This window comes from Desulfomonile tiedjei (assembly GCA_016212925.1).
Lineage (GTDB): Bacteria > Desulfobacterota > Desulfomonilia > Desulfomonilales > Desulfomonilaceae > JACRDF01.
Genome location: JACRDF010000047.1, coordinates 159727 through 180874, shown reverse-complemented (window position 1 = coordinate 180874; position 21148 = coordinate 159727). Strand labels below are relative to the sequence as shown.

18 protein-coding genes and 1 tRNA gene are annotated in these 21148 nt (G+C 52.8%); 11 read left to right on the top strand and 8 right to left on the bottom strand.

Annotation, left to right across the window (positions count from 1 at the left end):
* The first annotated feature begins 176 nt into the window (after window positions 1–176).
* The 4 genes from HY913_19730 to HY913_19715 all read left to right on the top strand — a co-directional run bounded on the left by HY913_19730 (window position 177) and on the right by HY913_19715 (window position 6602).
* Complete coding sequence (locus tag HY913_19730) at window positions 177–2066, top strand: type II/IV secretion system protein (protein ID MBI4965517.1); 1890 nt, start codon at window positions 177–179, stop codon at window positions 2064–2066.
* Window positions 2067–2300: 234 nt separating this feature from the next.
* Window positions 2301–3026: a site-2 protease family protein gene (locus HY913_19725; GenBank protein ID MBI4965516.1), complete on the top strand. Its 726-nt coding sequence runs from the start codon at window positions 2301–2303 to the stop codon at window positions 3024–3026.
* Window positions 3027–3167: 141 nt separating this feature from the next.
* Window positions 3168–3243, top strand: a tRNA-Thr gene (locus HY913_19720).
* A gap of 257 nt (window positions 3244–3500) precedes the next feature.
* Window positions 3501–6602 carry an ATP-binding protein gene (locus HY913_19715; GenBank protein MBI4965515.1) on the top strand — a complete coding sequence of 1034 codons (3102 nt, stop codon included), beginning with the start codon at window positions 3501–3503 and terminating at the stop codon, window positions 6600–6602.
* A gap of 44 nt (window positions 6603–6646) precedes the next feature.
* Here HY913_19715 and HY913_19710 read toward each other — a convergent pair whose 3' ends face one another.
* Window positions 6647–6922 carry a hypothetical protein gene (locus tag HY913_19710; GenBank protein MBI4965514.1) on the bottom strand — a complete coding sequence of 92 codons (276 nt, stop codon included), beginning with the start codon at window positions 6920–6922 and terminating at the stop codon, window positions 6647–6649.
* 222 nt (window positions 6923–7144) lie between these two features.
* Here HY913_19710 and HY913_19705 point away from each other — a divergent pair, with 222 nt between their 5' ends.
* The 3 genes from HY913_19705 to HY913_19695 all read left to right on the top strand — a co-directional run bounded on the left by HY913_19705 (window position 7145) and on the right by HY913_19695 (window position 8227).
* Window positions 7145–7468 (top strand): hypothetical protein, encoded by a 324-nt coding sequence (locus HY913_19705; GenBank protein MBI4965513.1) that lies wholly within the window; start codon window positions 7145–7147, stop codon window positions 7466–7468.
* Between the two features lie 108 nt (window positions 7469–7576).
* Window positions 7577–7867 (top strand): nucleotidyltransferase family protein, encoded by a 291-nt coding sequence (locus tag HY913_19700; GenBank protein ID MBI4965512.1) that lies wholly within the window; start codon window positions 7577–7579, stop codon window positions 7865–7867.
* Between the two features lie 114 nt (window positions 7868–7981).
* Window positions 7982–8227 carry a type II toxin-antitoxin system HicB family antitoxin gene (locus HY913_19695; protein MBI4965511.1) on the top strand — a complete coding sequence of 82 codons (246 nt, stop codon included), beginning with the start codon at window positions 7982–7984 and terminating at the stop codon, window positions 8225–8227.
* A gap of 247 nt (window positions 8228–8474) precedes the next feature.
* On the opposite strand, the gene HY913_19690 is transcribed toward HY913_19695, so the two are convergent.
* Window positions 8475–9527 carry a prenyltransferase gene (locus HY913_19690; protein ID MBI4965510.1) on the bottom strand — a complete coding sequence of 351 codons (1053 nt, stop codon included), beginning with the start codon at window positions 9525–9527 and terminating at the stop codon, window positions 8475–8477.
* A 41-nt stretch (window positions 9528–9568) separates the two neighbouring features.
* Between HY913_19690 and HY913_19685 the strand changes: the two genes are divergently transcribed.
* The 4 genes from HY913_19685 (at window position 9569) to HY913_19670 (ending at window position 14967) form a co-directional block, all read left to right on the top strand.
* Complete coding sequence (locus tag HY913_19685) at window positions 9569–9862, top strand: GYD domain-containing protein (GenBank protein MBI4965509.1); 294 nt, start codon at window positions 9569–9571, stop codon at window positions 9860–9862.
* A gap of 320 nt (window positions 9863–10182) precedes the next feature.
* Entirely contained in the window at window positions 10183–11532 is a 1350-nt protein-coding gene (locus tag HY913_19680) for an amidohydrolase family protein (GenBank protein ID MBI4965508.1), read from the top strand.
* Between the two features lie 890 nt (window positions 11533–12422).
* Window positions 12423–13808, top strand: a complete 1386-nt coding sequence (locus HY913_19675) for an MFS transporter (protein MBI4965507.1) — start codon at window positions 12423–12425, stop codon at window positions 13806–13808.
* Between the two features lie 256 nt (window positions 13809–14064).
* On the top strand, window positions 14065–14967 hold the full coding sequence (locus HY913_19670) for a YihY/virulence factor BrkB family protein (protein ID MBI4965506.1): 903 nt from the start codon (window positions 14065–14067) through the stop codon (window positions 14965–14967).
* 62 nt (window positions 14968–15029) lie between these two features.
* On the opposite strand, the gene HY913_19665 is transcribed toward HY913_19670, so the two are convergent.
* From HY913_19665 to HY913_19640, 6 genes are all read right to left on the bottom strand, one after another.
* Window positions 15030–15899, bottom strand: coding sequence for an EamA family transporter (locus tag HY913_19665; GenBank protein MBI4965505.1), 870 nt, complete (start codon window positions 15897–15899; stop codon window positions 15030–15032).
* Window positions 15900–15945: 46 nt separating this feature from the next.
* Complete coding sequence (locus HY913_19660) at window positions 15946–17442, bottom strand: DUF853 family protein (GenBank protein ID MBI4965504.1); 1497 nt, start codon at window positions 17440–17442, stop codon at window positions 15946–15948.
* Window positions 17443–17900: 458 nt separating this feature from the next.
* Window positions 17901–18203 carry an RNA-binding protein gene (locus HY913_19655; GenBank protein ID MBI4965503.1) on the bottom strand — a complete coding sequence of 101 codons (303 nt, stop codon included), beginning with the start codon at window positions 18201–18203 and terminating at the stop codon, window positions 17901–17903.
* 489 nt (window positions 18204–18692) lie between these two features.
* Window positions 18693–19646, bottom strand: coding sequence for a pyruvate synthase subunit beta (locus tag HY913_19650; protein ID MBI4965502.1), 954 nt, complete (start codon window positions 19644–19646; stop codon window positions 18693–18695).
* Window positions 19647–19672: 26 nt separating this feature from the next.
* Window positions 19673–20833, bottom strand: a complete 1161-nt coding sequence (gene porA, locus HY913_19645; protein ID MBI4965501.1) for a pyruvate ferredoxin oxidoreductase — start codon at window positions 20831–20833, stop codon at window positions 19673–19675.
* Window positions 20833–21129: a 4Fe-4S binding protein gene (locus HY913_19640; GenBank protein ID MBI4965500.1), complete on the bottom strand. Its 297-nt coding sequence runs from the start codon at window positions 21127–21129 to the stop codon at window positions 20833–20835. The genes porA and HY913_19640 overlap by 1 nt, the downstream gene beginning before the upstream one ends.
* Window positions 21130–21148 lie beyond the last annotated feature (19 nt).

Sequence of the window (21148 nt, the reverse complement as noted above, 5' to 3'; positions counted from 1 at the left end):
TCGTTTGATTGCGCGAATCAGGTGAACGGTGGAGTTCGCTGCCGATGGCCGGCTCGAAAGCAAATCCGTGGGACACACGCCTGCAAGAACGCGTTTTTCACTCCAAGAGCTGTGAGACCTCATATTCATCCGGTATTCTCAGATAACAATGCCTTTGAGTGCTTTGGGTGACCTCAGTGGAAATATATAACGACGCCATTCAGATAGGAGAGATTCTCTACTCCAGCGGACTCCTTGACGATAATGCGCTTTTGAAGCTTCAGGGAGCGGACAACTACATCAAGGACCGTCTCGCGCAGGAACACGCCAAACAGGTCAAGGGCTCGGTGCCCCATGCGCACCAGACCACCGCGGCTGAAATAATAGCCGGTATGAAGCTTTCAGGACCACATGGCGTAGTGGATGAGGCCGCTATCACCCAGGCCATCGCCAAGCACCTTGGACACTCCTTTATGAGGCTCGACGCCCTCGAATTGGACCCCGATTTTGTCACTCGCCTCTTGCCACAGAAGTTTGCCGACCGTTTCCTTTTGATTCCGATCCAGGAGATCAACGGAAAATTGAGGGTCGCTATGTACGATCCTTCCCAGCGCGAGGTCCTCGAAGACGTTTCCCGGGTAACGGGCAAGGACATCGAGATAGTCATAGCGCCCAAATCCGATATCATGAAGATCATCCTGGAGTTTCATGGATTCAAAGGCTCCATCAAGGCCGCGGCGGAAAAGCATGTCAAGTATTTCAAAGAACTGGCCGATCTGGAGAGGCTGGCCGATATCAAGAGCCTGGAGGAAATCTCCCATACAGACAAGAACATTCGCACCGCGGTCGATGCCATGTTCCGCAGAGCTATTTCCCAGAGAGCCAGCGACATTCATATCGAGCCCAAACGCAACAAGAGCCTACTGAGGATGCGCATTGACGGCATGCTTCACGACATCGACTGGATTCCGGGCCCGCTTCATCAGGCGTTCACCTCTTGCATCAAGGGCATGGCCTCCATCGATATCGCAGAAAAAAGGCGGCCTCAGGACGGAAGAATCAAGCTCAACACGCGCTCCAAGGAGGTTGAAGTACGCGTCTCCACGGTGCCCACTGCGTTCGGCGAAAAAACCGTATGCAGGATTCAAGACCCTGACTTGCTTTTTATGGATCTGGAAGCGCTGGGCTTTACCCCCTACGACTTGGCCATATTCCAGGGGCTTTTGACTCGTCCATTCGGGATCGTTCTTGTTACGGGACCCACAGGGTCCGGTAAGACCACCACTCTGTACTCGGGCCTGCAGGTCCTCGCCACCGCGGACAGGAACATAACCACCATTGAAGATCCCGTTGAAATGGTGTTCGAGCAATTCAATCAGATTTCCGTAAACCCCGCGATCAGCATGCTGCACAACCCTGAGGAGCGAATGACCTTCGGACCGATACTTCGCCACGTGATGCGCCAGGACCCGGATATAATAATGATAGGGGAAATCAGGGATGAAGAAACGGCATCATTGGCCGTTCAGGCAGCGTTGACCGGCCACCTGGTGTTTTCCACCCTGCACACCAACGATGCTCTGACAGCCATAGGCCGGATGCTGGACCTGAAGATTCCCGCATATCTGTTGTCCACAACCGTCATCGGCCTCCTGGCGCAGCGGTTGATCCGAAGGATATGTCCCTTTTGTGTGACCGAACACTCCGTGACCCTCAAGGACCTCAACAAACGAGGGTTCAATTTCGAGGGCCCTGAAAAGATAGTGCTAAAGCGAGGAAGAGGCTGCCACCAGTGCCGGGACACCGGGTATTTCAAGAGAGAAAGCATATACGAAATTGTCGCTGTTGATGATGACATAAGTAAGCTTGTTGTCGAAAAGCCGGATATGATCGCATTGAAAGAGATGGCAAAAAAGAAAAAGTTTAGTACCTTGTGGGAGAACGCCATAAGAAAAATGCTCAATGGGGTCACCACGGTGGAAGAGGTTTTACGAGTCACTACGCCTGATCCGCAATTCAACGAGCCCATTCATCTCCGAAGAACCATCGCGCATTTGTCGGAAGGCGAATCTGCCGAAATTGGTTGATTGTGAGCCCTAAATTAACAGGGCCTTTGCCAAAGGCACCTGAAGGAGAGCAAGGCTCTCTGCTGAGAAATTTCATTGCTCAATTGGAAGGATGCCCGTGAAAATTAGGAGGGTACGATTAAGCGAAGACATTGGACGGTTCATTTAGCGCTTTTTGTCCTCACAGCATGCACTACCACAGCCGTCGGCGGTCTGTATGCCAATCAGAAGACGGATTCCTGGCTGGAGTTTTTCTTGAGTGGCTGGGTATTTTCCGTGCCGCTCATGTCTATTCTACTGGTGCATGAAATGGGACACTACCTTACGGGGAGACGGCGGCATCTACAGGTGACTCTTCCGTATTTTATTCCCGCAATACCTCCGCTGGGCACGTTCGGCGCGTTCATCAAGATCCAATCCCCGATTCCCGACCGAAACGTCCTTATGGAAGTGGGCGCGATGGGGCCGATTTCAGGGGCTGTGGTTGCCATACCTCTGCTGGCTCTGGGCCTTGTCGCTTCGGAAATCCAGCCTCAGGTCACTGGCGGCACGGGCTTTGCGTTTGGCTCGTCGATTATTCTGGAGTTGCTCTGTTTGCTAAGATTTGGGGAATTCTCTTTCAATGCAACGATCTTATTGCATCCTACCGCGCTTGCGGCCTGGTTCGGGCTCTTCGTGACTTCAATGAACCTGCTGCCCATTGGCCAGCTTGACGGCGGCCATGTCATGTATGCTCTTTTCGGCCCGAGAGGCGCACGTATCACTAGTTTCGCCATCTTTGCCGCGCTTATCCCCCTTGGAATTTTGTTATGGCCCGGTTGGTTCATGTTCGCGGTGCTGGTATTGATACTAGGCCTGAAGCATCCCCCACCGCTGTATCCGGACATGCCTCTGGACGGAAAACGCCGTTTGGTGGGATGGATAGCGGTGATTCTGTTCATCATGACTTTCATACCGGTGCCGGTTTCCTACATCGAATAAGGGGCTTTCGTGATCGGCAGTGAGGGCGCGGCCTGTCGTGCCCTTACCCTTGAAGTTTGCTTTGACACAAAGTCAAAATGTTGACACAAACAGCCTGTTTGTTCTATTTTGTGCCCTGTTGTTGTTTCTCCACCGCATTAAGCCGGGGTAGCTCAGTGGCCAGAGCAGCTGATTCGTAATCAGCAGGTCGTGGGTTCGACTCCCATCCCCGGCTCCAGAAATTACAAGAGGTTAGCCGGTCGAGGCGGGCCTATTTTTTTTGGAGGGATAACCCAGGGATAACCTGAGTGCGGAATTCAGAGTTTTCGGTTAGGGCAAACAGCGACCTTTCTCGGCGATAATGATTCACACAGGTATGGCAAGCACGCTACCATTGATATAGGAACGTTCATTTTCTCCGGGGGGTGTGGTAAAGCTACATACTGTGGGAGCACTAGCGAATCCGTATTCAGACGCATTTGGCAGGAACAGAAGATGACACGCATTGTACAGGTGACTACGGTACAAGAAACACGCCTGTGGAAAATTCTTTCTGAAAGCGACGGCCAAGACGCTAAATTCTTATCGGCTAGTATCCCGCGTCTCTGTGAAGAGGCTGTTGATCGTATGAAGGCCATGTATCGTTACGCATCCCAATACACTCTGCACGACGACCGGCATTTACTAAGGACTACTGAATTGATGGGGCTCGTGTTAGGCTCCGAAGCCGAGCGTCTCAACATCATTGAGCTGGCTCTCCTGATTCTCTCCGCATTCTTTCACGACCAAGGCATGGTCCTGTCTGAGCAGGAGTTCTCGTCCTTGGAGGGTGACACGGATTTTCAGCTTTTCCGTGACAATTGGCGAATAGAGCACCCCAACTATCGTGAAACGGCAGCGCAATTGAACTCCCCTCTCTGCGCAGACGCTCGTAAAGCTCAGCTTGCTGGGCAACTGACGGAACTGGACACTGCCATGTTGACAGACTACATTCGCGAGACTCATGGGAACCGCACTGGTGAATTCATCCGATCAGTCTATGGAAATGACAAGCGCCTGGAAATGCAAAGCGTCAATCTTGCACCTTTTTTAGCGTCGCTGTGTGAATCGCACGTACTCCCCTCCGATGGACTGATTTCCCGGACAGGATTTCGTTACGACGAACAGATTGGCACGTTTATTGTGAATTTGCCCTTTCTCGCAACAGTACTGAGACTTTCAGACATTCTCGATTTTGACCGCGACCGCACGCCTGAGGTTCTTCTGAAAAGTATTCACTTCACTTCCCCTGTCAGTTTGCTTGAATGGGAAAAGCACCGCTCGGTCGAGGGGTGGCAAATATCCCAGGATCGTATTCGGTTCAGCATCAAATGCGAACATCCCGCATATGAGGCTGCAGCGCGGAGGTATATGGACTGGATCGACAACGAACTGGCAGCTAGCAAAGAAATCTTCCGCCTGCAACCACGGGAAATCGAAGGGTACGAATTGAAGCTTCCAACGCACGTTGATCGCTCCAGAATCGAGCCACTTAATGATGCTTATCGCTTCCACGACCTTGAATTCACCCTTTCGACTGACGAAGTGGTGCGCCTGGTCATGACTGACAAGCTCTACGGACAAACGCACCTATGCATTCGTGAGTTGCTTCAGAACTCTCTCGATGCCTTACGCTATCGCAAGGCACTTTTTTCAGATGCGGGCGTCCAGTGGAACGATGGAACAGTGGAGCTTAGGCATTATGTTGATGAAGATGGCTACGAAGTGCTGGAATGCTCCGACAACGGAGCCGGGATGGATGAAGAGATTATAAAGAACCACTTTGTTAAGGTAGGAAGGAGCTTCTATCGCTCGCCATTTTTTGAGCGCGAGAGGACCCGCCTGAAGGCTTCTGGAAATGACTTTGACCCCTGCTCGCAATTTGGTATCGGCTTCATGTCCTGTTTTATGTTGGGTGACAGAATCACAATTAAAACCCGGCGGGACTACGGACATGGCCGGCAATGGGGGGCTCCACTTGTGGTGGAGGTCCGCGGACTGAGTGGGCTACTAGTTGTTCGTGAGGGTGCCCCTGAACAATCTATCGGGACTACGGTATCCATAATATCGCGTCAGAAGCCGTCGTTCCTCGATCGTTGGACTGACAAAGTTGAGCTATGCCCTGTACTCAAAGGATATGCGTTGGCCACTGAGTTCCCTATTGTTGGAATATGCGATGTTCCAGAACTTAAGGAGCAGGTGAGCATTCCTGCCAAGCCGGAGATAATTCCGACCACACTAGAAAAGGCCCGGGTGGGGAACCGTGAATCTTTTCACCAAGATCTATCCCAAGTATCAGCTTTCTTGGGGGGGTTCGTCCGGGAATCCGTTCTGATTGATGATGTCGGCGTACCCTGTCTAGCTAACACCGAGGCAGAGTGGCGCGGAAAAATAGAGGGAGGAAGCAAAGAATGGGGACTATATCTATTGCCAACAAACAGCGAGCTTGAAAGTGATTTCAGGGAATGGAACAGCGTGCCAGTGTGCATGGATGGAATCCTTGTCTCAGGTCCTCCTGGTCGCCCTTCCTATGGTATGGAACTTCGCTTGCGGTTAGGCAGTTCCAATTCACGCATCCACTCTCATTCTCCGGCCTTGATAGACGCACGCGGAAGTCTTAAGCCCGAGATCACCCCTGGGAGGGTTCCTGCATACCATTTGGGTGGTACGGATTTACCTCCTGGATGGATGCGCCTTTCCGACGCATTCGATCAAGGGCTCGGATTACTTTGGGCACAGCTAGCAGATTGCATAAGACGGGGGCTAACTCCTGAGACCTTTTGGAAGCTTACTACTGTTCACGGCGTCCCAGTTGGATGGATTCCCTGCGGTACGCTCTGGGAAATACTTTCTGTCTCCTGTACAAAGAATGGTTGCCAAACCCGATGGAGCCTAGTTCGCGATCTAGGAGAAATGTCCATATGCCATACGGATAAGCAGAGTTTTCTCCTCGAAGATCAGCAGGGGTGGAGGGTCGGGCCAGACTTGGATTTGCTTGCTTGGGAGGGAGAGGGCGGACGGAGACCGCAACTTGATTGGATCATGAATTCTGTCGCGCTTCTAATGAGTTGTCTGGATGTTCGTGATGGGACGGTCATCCTGTCTCCCGCCCCCCCTGTTCAGCCCCAAATACCTCTCGCTCAGTATGCCGAATATTCCAGGTTTGGAGTCAATATGGTCCTTGTCGACTATGTTGGCAATGCACGTGATGTGCTCTCTGTTCAAACGCCATTGCCAACTGCCAATCGCATTCACCCATTAGCGGAACTCTATCACCAGTCGCGCTATGTAAGCGAGCCTACAGATCTACAGGACTTCGCGAGGTCCTTCGTCCCGTGTATCTCTAGTACAGTTAGCACGAAAGAACAGACGCCATCTTTCAGCGAGGTAAGTTACTGGCAGAAGCGTGTGGGTCATCTCTATCTCTCTGTGCAATGGGATCAATATAATGCGTCTCTGCGGCCTCCCTACAGGTTGTGGACGGAAGATAGGGGATGGTTTTCATTTAGTGAAGAGGATTTCGCACACTGGCGCGAGGCATCTGTGGATGATGGTTGAACAGGAACGACTCTGCCGAACGGGATGCTCCAGTCATCGAGGAATTATTCCTTTGAGGCTTTTTGGGGCTGATAAGAGAGACGCGGTCGTCCAAAGGCACGCCACAGGATAATGTCCATGAGCCGTCCACTTGAAACCTTCATGCGGTTCCGCTCTTTCGTGAATTTCTCCCATAGCACCTTGTCCACAGTGACAGATACTTTGACGTAATCTCGGTTCTCTCTCCTGCCCTTCCCTTCCCCCTTGATTACTTCTGGCTCCGGCGGTACATCGTCGATCTCGATGCTTACGCGTCTTTCAATCTCCATGTCGTGAATCATCTCTTGGAACACTTCCCGCGCCACGGCCCGGATTTGTTCGTCAATGTCGGAGGGCGGAACAGATTGGGGGGGCTCGGCGGCTCCGGCCTCTTTTCCTACGTAATCAGCAGGTCGTGGGTTCGACTCCCATCCCCGGCTCCACAAATTAGATAGACATCCCGACCGGTTACTTGCTAGACTTCTTGGGTAGGCATAAAGGCCTGAAGCAGAAAGGAGGTAGCCATGGCCGAACTTATTTATATGTGGCAGGGGGCGTCCGGAAAAGTGTACAAGTACTCTATCTTTCCCATAGGTGCGCCATTCAGGGAGGAGCCAGGCAATTACGTCTTCGCGAAGGAGACGGCCCCCGGGCGATGGGCCCCCTTGTTCATTGGGGAGGCCGAAAATCTGAGGGACAGGCTCTTGGCGCATGACCGGCTTTCCCGCGTGGTCCGGTTGGGTGGCACCCATGTCCACGTTCACGCTACACCTGAGGGCCGGGATGCTCGGTGGGGGGAAGAGTCGGACCTGCTCGAAAAGTGGGACCCCCCCTGCAACAGAGCATGAAGCCCCGACGAGGACAGCACCGAACGCTACCTTGGCGAGACCACGTACGGCCTCGGCGAAGCCTTTCGTCCGAAGCGTTGTGTCATGGCTAACGAGGGAAGTCTGCCTATGACCATTCAGGACCTTCTCAAAGAAAAGCGGGAGGAAATCCTTCGGATTGCAGCCATCCATGGCGCTCGCAATGTCCGGGTCTTTGGCTCCGTGGTCCGAGGAGAGGCGGATGCCACGAGCGACGTGGACTTCCTCGTGGACATGGAGCCTGACCGAAGTCTCCTGGACGTTGGCGCCTTGCTCACGGATCTCCGGGAGCTTCTGGGCCGCAGAGTCGATGTTGTCAGTGAGAACGGGCTCTACTGGTTGCTGCGCCGCCGAATCCTCAAAGAGGCCAAACCCCTATGAAGAAAGATCCCCTTGCACATCCTTTGCGGATTTTGAAGCGACGATTGGCAGGTGAGGATATTGCTTGAGGCTTGAAGGCTTCGGGCATTGGCGATGAGGATGGAGAATGAGGGGATGATCGATCTGCCGTACACACTTATTATCGAGGCCACCGAAGAACCTGATTATTTCGGCTTCTATTCCCCTGACTTGCAAGGTTTTTCAGGCATCGGACACTCAGTGGAGGACTGTATCTATAAAGCAAAATGGGGAATGAGGGAGCACATTGCCCTTCTTGAACAGCAGGGTTTACCCGTTCCGCCCTTTAACCCCTCCCTTAAGATTATCATCCAAAATGAGGAGAAAAGGGCTGTCGCCTGAAGATCTTTGCCGCGTGACCTTACAATGTGAAGTAGCGGCTTTCCGTTTGCCACCGCGCAGCCAAGGTAGGATGCGGTGAGCGCAGTGAACCGCATCACTCGTGCAAAAAAGGAACTACTGCCGTTCCCGCTGGTCACCATATCCTACTCACAGAGGAAAACCGACCGGTCCGCGGGCTGTTCACTTTGCGCTTTATGTGCCAACGACTTTGCAATGCGCGCGAGCGACCTGGTCAGAAGCCGGCGATTCAGAGATAAATAGAGGCCAAGAATCCTGCCCCAAGCAAGGCCTGTGTGGCAAGGTTGGTCATTACATTCGCGGCCATGGCCGGGACCATAGCGTTTTTATTGTGAATGTCGCTCCAAGCCCACTTCATTGGTTTCCAAGCCACTAGAAGGGTCAACATGGCTGCCAATCCCCAGACCGGGATGAGGCCTCCGGCTACTGATACGGCGATCCATACATACATTAACGCCAGCAACACGGTGTAGATCTTTCCCGCTCTTTCGGCTCCGAATGTTATAAGTAGATTCCTGCGGCCTCCCTTGATGTCCGCTTCCAAATCCGGGAACTCATTTAGCAACAGAAGGTTGAACGTAAGTATTCCCGCGGGAATTGCAGCCGCAAACGCGGGGTATGAGTAATGCCCGGTCTGAACAAAATAAGAGCCCATAATCGGCAAAAGGCCCAGTCCCATTCCAGCGAACAGCTCTCCCACAGAATGCTTGGCCAGGAGGGTTGTGTAAGAAAAGACGCAGAAGGCGCCTACCAGCAGCAAAGGAAGAAGCCACCAATTTGTGAGCCATATGAAAAATAGTCCTATAAGGACATTCACCAGCAGGCAGGCAATACCTACCACATAAGCAGCAGAAGGGGCGATCAAGCCGGATGTCAGCATTCCGCTGCCCCCGCTGAAAGGCGTGGGAGAGGTGTGGAAGTCAATTCCTGTATGGTAATCGGAATACTCGTTTAACACGTTTACACTTATGTGGAGCAATGTCAGGCCTACCATGGCCAAAAGCGCTCGACCGAAGTGGAACGATCCATCGGCCGCTGCAACAGATGTTCCCAGGAAGACCAGAACCACCGGCAGCGATAGAAATGGGGCCCTAATCTCTTTGAGCCAGTAGCCCAGCCTTTCCATGGGGTTCCCCCAATAGGTGTGATAGTTGCCGGAATTATCTATGACAGCCATGGCATAGTCAATCGGTTTAGCCGACACCAAGTGGTTGACAAATCGAGCTGAATGCAGAAACCTGAAACGTGAAGCAGAATGGCCTCTGGCGTAGTTGGTTAACATCACAATTAATAACCATCAACCAAATTTCACAGGAGGTCGAAATGGCAACATTCGTAATTTTAAGCCGCATATCTCCCACGGCCTTTGGAGACCCCAAGGACTTTAATCAATTAGCCAAGACCGTGAGTGAGAAGATCAAGAAAGAATGCCCGGGCGTAAAGTGGAAAGAGAGTTTCGCAACCTTCGGGCGCTTCGACGTCGTGGACGTTGTCGAATCTGACGATCCCAAGCAGGTGGCAAGGGCCGCGATGATCATCCGTGCGTACGGGAAAAGCGAAACCGAGACTCTGCCGGCAACGCCTTGGAAGGATTTCTTGGCAAACTTGTCCTCCTGAGAAGCAGCAACGCATTTTCTTTGGTTATTGTGACAGGCATTCTTTCGGGATACTCCCGAGATTGCCGGAATGCCATGTTCTTTCTGCGCTCGTTCTCGGGCTTCCTCAGCCCGATTTGAGTCCGCAGACCGCTCCGTGAAGGGCCGGTTTCGGAACAATTGTGGAAACGGTTGTGAAATCGGTCCCGGTAAGCTTGATAATTCATGAGACGCGTTTTGTAGTACTCTATGGCCAAACAATACCGGAGGATCAGTGAGCTGTCGGCGGGCTTAAAAAACCGGGCATGCTCTGGTCTCGCAATTACTGATTAGGGGGAATTGATTATGAATCGTATAGATGAATTTGCATTTCCAGTTCCAATGAAAACCATCCCGGCAGACGAATCGGCAAGACCTCACCAGAGTCAACACCAGCGTAAAGCCGAGCAGCTCGCGAAAGAGTTTACCGAAAAGTTCAGCAAGAAACTGGGCATGAACCGACGGGAATTTCTGTCTACCGGCTGCGGCATGGCAGTCTCTTTTATGGCCATGAACTGCGTATTCGGGCAGTTCTTTGCAGTTGACCAAGCCGAGGCGGCAGATCTCGCAATGGCTGCAGAGCGAAAGCAAGCTCTTGCCGGGCAGTTCATCTTTGATGTGCAGACTCATTTTGTGAGCCCCGCGTACGCCGAAGAAAGAATGCTGGCCTTGCGGGAAGGGGCAAAGAAGTGGAACCCGGACCTGAAAGCTGAAAAGCTGGACTTGGAGAAATTGAGATTCGATAATTTCTATCGAGAAGTGTACGAGTTGAGTGACACCAAGCTCGCGATGCTTTCGAGCGCGCCGAACGATGATCCCAAGAAGTGGTTCCTGCGCAATGATGAAATGGCTAAGGCAAGAGACCTTGTGAATCAGAAGGCCGGCCGGAAGGTGTTGTACTCTCATGCGCTGGTGACTCCCGGCCATCCCCGGTGGATGGAAGACCTGGATCAAGCCATCAGTGAATTCAAACCCGACGCGTGGAAAGGGTACACCACCGGCATTCCGTTCGAAGCCTCCAAATACCCGTGGCGATTGGACGACGAGAAGCTCATGTATCCGGCTTACGATAAAATGGCCAAGGCCGGGATCATAAACGTGTGCATTCATAAGGGATTGCTGCCGTCCCAATACCAGGTCATAATGCCGACAACTTGGCAGTACGGCAAGGTCGACGATCTGGGGAAAGCAGCAAAAGACTGGCCGCAACTGAATTTCATCATTTATCATGCGGCTTTGCGCGACGGCGGGGAACCATCGGCCGCGGATATCGGCGAATTTGAAAAATCCGGGTACATTCCCTGGGTAACCGATCTGGCGCGCATCCCTGAAAACAACAACGTTAACAACGTTTACGCGGACCTTGGTTCCACGTTCGGTATCACTTCGGTAAGCGCTCCCAATTACTGCGCGGGGATCCTGGGCACTCTGATCAAGGGCCTGGGGAGGGACCATATCCTATGGGGCACGGATTCAGTTTGGTATGGTTCACCACAATGGCAGATCGAGGCATTTAGGAGGCTCGAGATCCCTGAAGATCTTCAGAAGAAATTCGGGTTCCAGGCCCTCGGTCCTGCGGACGGAGAGACCAAGACCATGATTTTCGGCGGAAACGCAGCAAAGCTTTATAAAGTAGAGGGCCAGGCCACCTGATGTGCCGGAACTCCTTGCATCGGATGCAGCCGGCACATGCACCGCATATGGCGGTTACTTAAACCGCTGACCTTGTCGCAAAGCCTGATTCCAAAGAATTGGTAGGGTCCGGAGCCTGCCCCGGACCGCGATCCGGGGTCCCTGCCGGACCTCGCCCACGGCTTGGTCGATTTGTGTGCGCACTGTCCACCGGCACGGAGGCCGGTGGCCGCCAAATACACAGGCGCTCTTTTCAATCCGACATTATTCTTTGCCTACAACTGGTTGCAAAACCTCCGTAGGCCGTTCTGGTGTGGTAGGGGCGCTTCGAGGAGGCTGTCTCAAAAGTCGAACGTTGTATGGAATCGTGGCACGATTGTAATTGCCTGCACGCGGCGCAGCAGGGAACGGACCTCGTGGCGTACTGCCCGTCGACGCAGAAAGCCAGTGTAGGGGCGGGGTTTATCCCCGCCCGCTATACCGGGCCTCACAAGACGGGCGGGGATAAACCCCGCCCCTACAGGCCATCGTGCCACCATTGGAGGCCGTAGGGTACTTTTGAGACGGCCTCCGAGAAGCGCCCTGAATTAGGGCGGTTCACGAACCGCCCCTACAAAATAACACAACATCGTCTTGTCCCATCGAGGTTTTACCGCCAGTTGTAGCACAGTCACAGCTTTTGGCCTTCCGGATTACGGCATCCAAGATTTGAGGCCTATCCTAAACTGCGTTCGTCTGGTAGAACTGTTAAGGGGATTTCCGATGTCCCGTCGCAGGCAGCTTTAAAGGTCGAAATCCGTCACCTCCAGCCTGCACTTCAATTCAGTTCACAACGCCAAGGTCCGCGGCGGATTAGTTCCGATACGCAAAGCCGATGGTTTCGGTGAACAGGAATAAGAGGAACAACTCTCATGGGTGATCATGCCCTGAGGCGAGCGGTTCTTTTTGTCGCTATAACAAGCTCCCTATTGACCCCTCTGATGCTCTCGGCAGTGACCGTAGCGCTTCCCGAGATACAGAAGGAATTCCAGCTCGACGCTGTGCTTCTAACATGGATTTCAACGGCCTATCTTCTTTCTGCATCCGTGTTTCTGGTACCTTTTGGCAAAGCAAGCGACATCATCGGGCGCAAAAAGGTATATGTCACGGGTATGGCGGTATTTACGCTTTCCTCTTTTCTATGCACGTTGTCCGTTAATGTTCAAATGCTAATTTGCTTCCGAATTCTTCAGGGAATGGGCATCTCCATGGTCCTGGCCACAGGCATGGCCATTTTGACTTCAGTTTTCCCGCCTTCCGAAAGGGGCAAAGCGATCGGGTGGACTGTGGCCGCTGTTTACATCGGTCTGTCTGCGGGACCCTTCTTGGGAGGAATCCTGACGCATTCTTACGGATGGAGAAGCATTTTTGGGGTAATGGTGCCGCTGGGAATGCTCACAACTTATACGGCTGCCACCAAATTGACAGCGGACTGGGCGGATGCGAAAAGTGAAAAAATAGATCTGGTAGGATCTTTGTTGTATGCCATTGCAATTACGGCAATTATGATCGGGCTTTCCGGCCTGCCTTCAGCGATGAGTTTGGGCCTCTTGTCTGCCGGCATCGCAACCATGGTTATATTTTTTCTGTGGGAACTGAGGGCCCGGTTCCCCGTTATTAGTATCAGGCTGTTTACCATGAACCGTGTCTTTGCCTTTTCAAGCCTCGCGGCACTTATAAATTACAGTGCAACGTTTGCTATAGCCTTTGTCCTGAGCCTGTATCTACAGTACATCAAAGGATACGACCCCAGAACCGCCGGACTTGTGCTCGTTGCTCAGCCCTTGACCATGGCCGCATTTTCACCAATCGCGGGAAAGCTTTCAGATAGAATAGAACCTCAGAAACTCGCTTCGGCAGGAATGGGCATAACTGCCGTGGGCTTATTGGGATTGGCCTTCTTGGGCTTTGGAACAAGCGTGACTTTTATCGTTTCGGATTTGCTCGTCATAGGATTCGGCTTTGCCCTATTCTCTTCTCCCAATATGAACGCGATTATGGGTTCTGTGGAAAGGCAATCCTACGGCGTAGCATCCGGCGTGGTAGGCTCGATGCGTTTGCTCGGACAAATGCTCAGCATGGGCATCGCCACCTTGGTATTTTCACTCACCATGGGGCGGGCCCAGATAACTCCCAGCCTCTATCCGGCATTCTTGGAAAGCGTGGATGCGGTTTTCACAATATGTGCAGTGCTCTGCATTTTGGGAGTTTTTGCGTCCCTGGCAAGAGGAAAAATGCGGGATAACATCGAGAAGTAAAGATCATTATCGGTACAACATGATCACTCCCCCTGAACGAACTATGAAAGGTTTCGATCGCTAACAATCCTTTTCAATCCCTTTCGGTACTTGTAGTCAGTTTGGAGGGACCTGGCAGCACCCCGAAATTTGAGGTCAAAGCGCAGACTTTCTGATAATAACGAATGGGGATTCAATACCTGCAGTTGACTTCCGTGCCACAAGTCTGACACCGCAGGTCTCGACACACATCTCCACGTTAGAGGGGAACAGCACTGTGCAAGAATTTCTGATGGAGATTTGCCCGCACTGGATAAGAGAGGTTTTTGGATTTGTTGCGCAGACGATCAGGGCGTTCGTGGATGATAACGCCATTAGAAAGGCCGCGGCTCTAGCATTTTACACGATGTTTTCCATTGTTCCCGCTTTTCTTATGGCTCTGAGCATCGCGGGCCTGGTGATTGGCAACTCTAGGGCTGAATCGGAGCTGATTGCCAGATTCGAATATCTGATAAATCCTGAATCCGCGGAATACGTCCTATCCCTGTTGAAGATCCTTAGCTCCGAACTAACCGGCAGGCACTTGTCCATAATTGCCGTAATCGGCGCGGTAATAGCAGGCACAGCGGTTTTTGTCGAATTGCAGTCATCGCTTAATGCAATCTGCGGCGTGGATCCGGGAGAGAAGAGCGGTTTGTTAAGGCTATTACGTTCAAGGATAGTTTCATTTGTTTGCGTAGTGGGAATAGGAATTCTTCTGTTGGCCGCGGTAATCACAAACACCGTATTGTCAGCGGTAAGTTCTTTTTTTGCCAAAGCCTTTGTTATTCCAGTGGACATCCTGGGCCAGTTACGCTTGATTACTCAGTTTGGAATGATTCCCATACTGCTTGTCCTGATTTACAAGCTGATTCCGGATCGGCATATGGAATGGAAAGCTGTTCTAGTGGGTTCTTTCGTTACTTCGTTCCTGTTCTTGACGGGAAAATACCTTTTCGGATTGTATCTTTCTTCTTCGGTGTTGAAATCCGTTTACGGGGCTGCGGGGTCGCTTTTTCTATTACTGGTCTGGGTTTATTATTCGGCACAGGCATTCTATTTCGGGGCCGAGGTGACCAAGGTTTATTCCATGCGCTACGGCTCCTGGGGAAACCGGGGAAACAATACGGCCGGACCTTGACATTTCAAACGAATTCGCAATCGAACAAACAGAGATGACTGTAGGGCAGAGCGAGACACCATTCATGAAATTTTTATGGCGACGGCCCCTGCAGTAACCATTAGGACCGACAGGACGCGTAGGCCAGTGATGCGCTCACCCAAGAAATAGGCTCCAATGATCACTGCAAATATGACGGACGTTTCCCGCAGGGCAGCCACAAGCGCAATAGGTGCTCGCGTCATTGCCCAGAGCGCAATCCCGTATGATCCCAGAACACAGGCGCCACCCACCGCGCTTCTTACCAGATTCGGTCGCAAAAGGCTTGCCACCATACCTCGATGCATCACGATGGACGCAAGAACAATAAAGACAGCGATCAAGAAAAACATCCATCCGATGTAGCTGATCGCGTTGTTCGACAGCCGAACCCCCTGTCCGTCAACCAGAGTATAGATTACGATCACAATCGCATTCGAGAGCGCAAACACCAACGAAGAAGTCTTCAATGATCCCGTTCGCCACGAATCGAACGAAAGAACCAAAACTCCGAAAGAAATCAGGAAAACCCCCACCCATCCCAGCAGAAGCGGCGACTCGTTCAACACCAAGGTCGCACCAATTGCTGAGAGCGCCGGGGCAGTTCCTCGCATGATCGGATACGCGAAGCCGAGTTCAGCATCGCGATAGGCCAGTCCTACGAATAGGAAATAAGCTAAATGCACCACGACGGACGCCATCAAATACGGCCAGCTCGCCACCGCGGGAAGGGGCATGAACGGCAACAAACCTCCGGCTAAAACGCCCGCAACTCCGATAACGAGAACACTATCCAACAATTTGTCAGCTGCCGAACGGACCAGAGCATTCCAAGTCGCATGGAGCAGTGCTCCGAGAATGATGGCAAGCATTATTTCGACAGACAAGATCTTCCTTTCAGGTTCACCTCGCATGGCAGGAGACTCTCGCCTCCATTGCCATTAAGAGCGGTCTTCCTGGTCATTTTCCCTTGAGAATGGATCCCAGAATCCCCCGCACTATCTGTCTGCCGATAGAACTCCCGATGCTCCTGGCAGCGCTTTTCGCCATAGCTTCGAGGACACTGTCTTTTCTGCCGGCACCGGTCAGGATGTCTGGTAACCCCCAGCCCTTCTCATTCGGCATTTGGGTTTGACTGCCGGCCTCTGCGTCGGGCGCAGGCCCAGGGCTTATACGCGCGCCCCGGGACTTAAGCTGCTCGTAGGCGGATTCTCGATCAATCAAATCCTCGTACTTGCCAAACAATGGGCTTGAATTAATGATCGTCATGCGCTCGTCCACGCTGATGGGACCTATCCTCGATGAGGGAGGAGCAATGAGAGCACGCTGAACCACGCTTGGCGCTCCTGACGCTTCCAAGGTGGAAACCAGAGCTTCACCGACCTCAAGTTCAGTGATCGCCCGAACAGTGTCGAGCTTAGGGTTTGGCCTGAACGTCTGCGCGGCTGTCCGAACCGCCTTTTCGTCCTTAGGAGTGAATGCTCGCAGAGCATGTTGGACACGGTTGCCGAGCTGTCCAAGAACGGTTTCCGGAATGTCGAGGGGGTTCTGCGAAATAAAGTAGATTCCGATACCTTTGGACCTGACGAGTCGAACGACCTTCTCTATCTTCTCCATTAATGCTTTCGGCGCTTCGTCGAAAAGCAGGTGAGCCTCGTCGAAGAAGAAGACGAGCAAAGGTTTCTCAAGGTCTCCGACCTCGGGGAGTTCCTCGAAAAGCTCCGACATGAGCCAGAGCATGAAAGTGGCGTAGAGCCTTGGATGTTCCATAAGCTTGTCCGCTGCCAACACATTTGCCTGGCCGTATCCCTTGGGGTCGGTTCGCATGATATCTTTAAGGTTCAGAGCCGGCTCCCCGAACAGCTTTTCGCCCCCTTGCTGTTCGAGCACCAGAATTCCACGCAAAATAGCCGCAACGGAGGTCTTGCTCACGTTGCCGTACCTCTGCATAAGATCCTTCGCATTTTCAGAAAGAAGATTAAGAAGAGCGCGCAGATCCTTGAGGTCCAGTAGCAGCAGGCCGTTGTCATCGGCTACCTTGAAGGCCACATTGAGGACGCCCTCTTGAACCTCGTTCAATTCCAGGAGACGTGCCAGGAGAAGTGGCCCCATATCGGAAACGGTCGCGCGAATAGGATGCCCCTGTTCCCCGAAAATGTCCCAGAACACTACCGGAAAACCCTCGGGACAATAATCCTTCATGCCGAGCTTCTTGGCTCTCTGAGCAAGCTTCGGTTTTGCGTCGCCGGCCGTGCTTATGCCGGAAAGGTCGCCTTTCACATCCGCCATGAATACGGGGACTCCGCTCTTCGAGAATCCTTCTGCAAGAACTTGCAGCGTAACGGTCTTCCCGGTGCCGGTGGCGCCTGCTATAAGCCCGTGGCGATTTGCAAAACTAAGAGTCAAAATAATCCGGGAGTCGCCCTTGCCCACAAAAATGCCCGGTTCGGTGCCCATAGTTCCCCGCCTCCCCAAGTTCCAATTCGAGAGCCCTCATAGCGTAATTATGTGCACTATGCGTCGTGCGGCACGCCAAGTCAACATCTTGAGTGCTTAATGCCAATGCGCTACTATTTTCGTAAAATACGTTTGTGAGCTGTCATTGCGAGAAGCGAAGCGACGAAGCAATCTCTCACCGCTGAGATTGCTTCGGGCTTGACGCCCTCGCAATGACAACCGTCGGGAATGTCGTATTTTTTATGGCGCATCGGTATAAGGAGGCTGTTTGGGCCGAAAATGGAAAGGGTCGGGTGCAAGGTCGAGGCATCGGGAGGGGATGGCAATTAGGGTGTGCGATGGTTGATTGCTCAAAGCAGAGCCAACCATCAGCGATACAAGGTTCGCCCGGGAGCAGCAAGGGCCTCGCGCGCGAGTCGCACTGTAAGCCTCAATTCATCAGTTCGAAAGGTGAAGGCTTATCGCCAGCGAGAGCCTTTCCCACCGCCGCCTTGCCGATCGGGACGATCAGTGCGGGGGCGAGCCTCGTTGACTTTCAGACTGCGGCCCATAGAGTCTTTCGCGTCCAATTCTTGGATTGCGCGCAGACCTTCTTCACGTTCCAGCATCTTGACAAAGCCGAAACCTCTCGGCCGGCCCGTGAACTTGTCGGAAACTATGGTGGCCGATTCAACCTGTCCATAGTTCTCAAACAGTTCTTTGAGCTGATCATCGGTGGTGGTGAAGGCCAGGTTTCCGACATAAATGTTGATAGAAGCCACTTTTCTGCTCCTTAGCGAAGAAGTACCCGTGTTAATTCTACAAGAGCCGGTTGTTGTACGTGCAATTGCTTCTTCCCGGTGGGAAGTTGGGAACTAAGAGGAAGGCGCCGAGACACGAGCGTTGCTGTCCTACAATCTTGATTCTTGCTTCACGCCCGTGGTCCTGAATGGCCGGGAGGCAAAGTCAAGTAACATATAAAGATATTTTATAATTTAGGGTACCTGGTGTGTCAAGACTTTTGAATTGCCGAAAAAGCGAGCGAGCGAATCGTCGGTCCGCTTTCCCGGCCTCGTTTCCCGTATCACCCAATCGGTTTACCCTTTTGCCGGGTTTGGGTGCCACGGACCTGCTAACGCAGGTCCGTGCTTTCTCGTTTTCATGGTCCGCCTTGGATCGCAGATCGGGACAAAGCACTTTGAAGTGGGAAGCATTCCTGTAGTACTAGCTTTCGCCTGGACCAATTCCTCGTTCCTGCAAAAACAGCAGCCTCATTTGTCCCCGTCGGCCCCGCAACGCTGAACGAGTTGCTCCCACCTCTCGGTTATCCTGCCCTGTATGTAGGTCGTCAGCTTTTCCTCCAAGTGGCGATACCGGCCCTGTCCCTTGAAATACTCCGCCACAGGCATGAGCTGCTTGGGCTTTCGGTTTAGCTTCCACTGGCCGGCTTCCACTTCATAGAGTGGAAAAATTCCCGAATCCACCGCCAGCTTGCCGTATTCAATGGCCTTTTCAGGGGGAATCCTCCAGCCCGTGGGGCAGACAGACAGCACATGAATATAACTCGGCCCATTCACCGCCTTGGCCTTCTGGATCTTCTTGATCAGGTCCGTATAAAAAGTCGGACAAGCCGTTGCAGCATAGGGTATCCCGTGCGCGGCTGCAATCGCTGTCATGTCCTTCTTCCATGTGGTTTGGCCTGAGGGAGTGACCTTTCCGGCAGGAGACGTAGTCGTGGTGGCACCGAAGGGCGTGGACGAAGACCGCTGCACTCCGGTATTCATATAGGCTTCGTTGTCCACACACACGTAAATCACCTTGTGGCCGCGCTCCATCATTCCGGAGAGGGCTTGGAATCCTATATCGGAGGTGCCGCCGTCCCCTCCCATAGCCACTACGGTCAAATCCCGGTCGGGTATGCGGCCCTTGCGCCTCAACGCCTTGAGGCCCGATTCCACCCCTGACGCCACCGCCGCGGCATTCTCAAAAGCCACGTGTATCCAGGGAACGTTCCACGAGGTTAGAGGATATGGTGACGAAATAATCTCCATGCACCCGGTGGCCATCGCCAATACCATGTCCGGCCCGATCGCCTTGAGCACATGCCGGACGGCCAGAACTTCCGCGCATCCCTGGCATGCACGATGACCTGAATTGAGGTATTCTTCTGTGGGAAAATTCTTGAGCGGTTTCAACACCTTTTTCTTATCGGCTTCCTCGGCCATAGATATTCTCCATATCGTAGTTCTGATCACCCACGGACTCCGTAGATGTGATAGTCAAAGTTTCCGGAAAGCGCCATTTCTACCATTTTGACCACGTCTTCCGGAGTAACGTCTCTTTGGCCTATTCCTGCTATCATGCAATGAACTTTCGGCTTTTTAGGCTCGTCGTAGAGAAGTGCCCTGATCTCAGAGGTTACAGGAGCATTGGCCCCGCCCAAAGAGATCGCCCGGTCCAGCACCACGACGTGCTTGGCCCCTGCAAGCGCTTTACGTATCTCGTCAGAAGGGAGAGGCCGCCAGAGCCTAAGCTCCACCAGGCCTACTTTTTTGCCCGCGTCCCTGAATTGATCCACGGCCAACGAAGCCGTCTCGCAAATAGTTCCCATGCCCACGATCAGGGTTTCAGCGTCTTCGGCTCTGTAGAGTTCGACAGGAGAATACTTTCTTCCCGTCAGTTCGGCCATTTCGTCCCAGGCTTTTGTTACGACAGGTTTTGAGTTGATTAGAGCAACATTGTGAGCCATCTTCTGTTCCAGGTAGATTTCCGGCATCCCGAACGCTCCCATGCTGACCACTTTGTCCGGGTGAAGGCGGTTCAAGGGCTTGAACGGCGGGAGGTATTTCCCGACCATTTCTTTAGTCCAGAATTCTATCGGCTCGATTACGTGAGTCAGGATGAAGCCATCCACATTTATCATCACCGGCAAAGACACCGCCTGATCTTCAGCGACCCTGAATGCATGAAAAATAGCGTCGTACGTCTCTTGGCCGTTCTTGCAGAAAACCTGTATCCAGCCGGCGTCCCTCACCATCATGGTGTCCGAATGGTCGTTCCAGATGGACAACGGACCACTCAGGGCACGATTGGAGAGGAACATCACAATCGGCAATCTCATTGATGCCGCTATGTAGACGATCTCCGCCATCAGGGCCAGTCCTTGAGAAGCCGTGGCCGTGAAGGTGCGGGCGCCCGCCGCTGCAGAGCCGCAGCAAACACTCATGGCCGAGTGCTCCGATTCCACCGGCACAAACTCGGCGTCAAGGTGTCCGGCAGCCACAAGTTCAGACAGATGTTCCACCACATGTGTTTGGGGCGTAATGGGATAAGCCGCCACAACATCCACGTCGCAGAGTCCGACACCTTCGGCCGCAGCTATTGAAACCTCAATTCCTACTTTTCGCCCCATCACACCATCTCCTCCACCATCTCAATGGCATCCACCGGGCATTCGTAAGCGCAGATGCCGCAACCCTTGCAATAGTCGAAATTCCAGACCATGCAGTTGTTGGGATAATCCGCAGATATGGCCGCATCCGGACACATAATGTAACATCTCCAACACCGGATACATTTCTCTTCGAGATAGACCGGTCTCTGCGACCGCCAGGTCCCCGTGTGGTAACACGAGGCGTTGCCGGGCTCGGTAATGACTCCGCCGGTGGCTATCTCTTGCCACGTGATTTTCTCCATTGGTTTGGTCATCTGGTCCTCTATGTTTGGT

Excerpts from the sequence above, each read along its gene's own strand:
- HY913_19695 (MBI4965511.1), top strand. The coding sequence starts at position 7,982 with ATGATCGATCTGCCGTACACACTTATTATCGAGGCCACCGAAGAACCT.
- HY913_19700 (MBI4965512.1), top strand. The coding sequence starts at position 7,577 with ATGACCATTCAGGACCTTCTCAAAGAAAAGCGGGAGGAAATCCTTCGG.
- HY913_19650 (MBI4965502.1), bottom strand. The coding sequence starts at position 19,646 with ATGGCCGAGGAAGCCGATAAGAAAAAGGTGTTGAAACCGCTCAAGAAT.
- HY913_19685 (MBI4965509.1), top strand. The coding sequence starts at position 9,569 with ATGGCAACATTCGTAATTTTAAGCCGCATATCTCCCACGGCCTTTGGA.
- HY913_19710 (MBI4965514.1), bottom strand. The coding sequence starts at position 6,922 with ATGATTCACGACATGGAGATTGAAAGACGCGTAAGCATCGAGATCGAC.
- HY913_19675 (MBI4965507.1), top strand. The coding sequence starts at position 12,423 with ATGGGTGATCATGCCCTGAGGCGAGCGGTTCTTTTTGTCGCTATAACA.
- porA (MBI4965501.1), bottom strand. The coding sequence starts at position 20,833 with ATGGGGCGAAAAGTAGGAATTGAGGTTTCAATAGCTGCGGCCGAAGGT.
- HY913_19660 (MBI4965504.1), bottom strand. The coding sequence starts at position 17,442 with ATGGGCACCGAACCGGGCATTTTTGTGGGCAAGGGCGACTCCCGGATT.
- HY913_19715 (MBI4965515.1), top strand. The coding sequence starts at position 3,501 with ATGACACGCATTGTACAGGTGACTACGGTACAAGAAACACGCCTGTGG.
- HY913_19705 (MBI4965513.1), top strand. The coding sequence starts at position 7,145 with ATGGCCGAACTTATTTATATGTGGCAGGGGGCGTCCGGAAAAGTGTAC.
- HY913_19665 (MBI4965505.1), bottom strand. The coding sequence starts at position 15,899 with ATGCGAGGTGAACCTGAAAGGAAGATCTTGTCTGTCGAAATAATGCTT.
- HY913_19690 (MBI4965510.1), bottom strand. The coding sequence starts at position 9,527 with ATGTTAACCAACTACGCCAGAGGCCATTCTGCTTCACGTTTCAGGTTT.
- HY913_19640 (MBI4965500.1), bottom strand. The coding sequence starts at position 21,129 with ATGACCAAACCAATGGAGAAAATCACGTGGCAAGAGATAGCCACCGGC.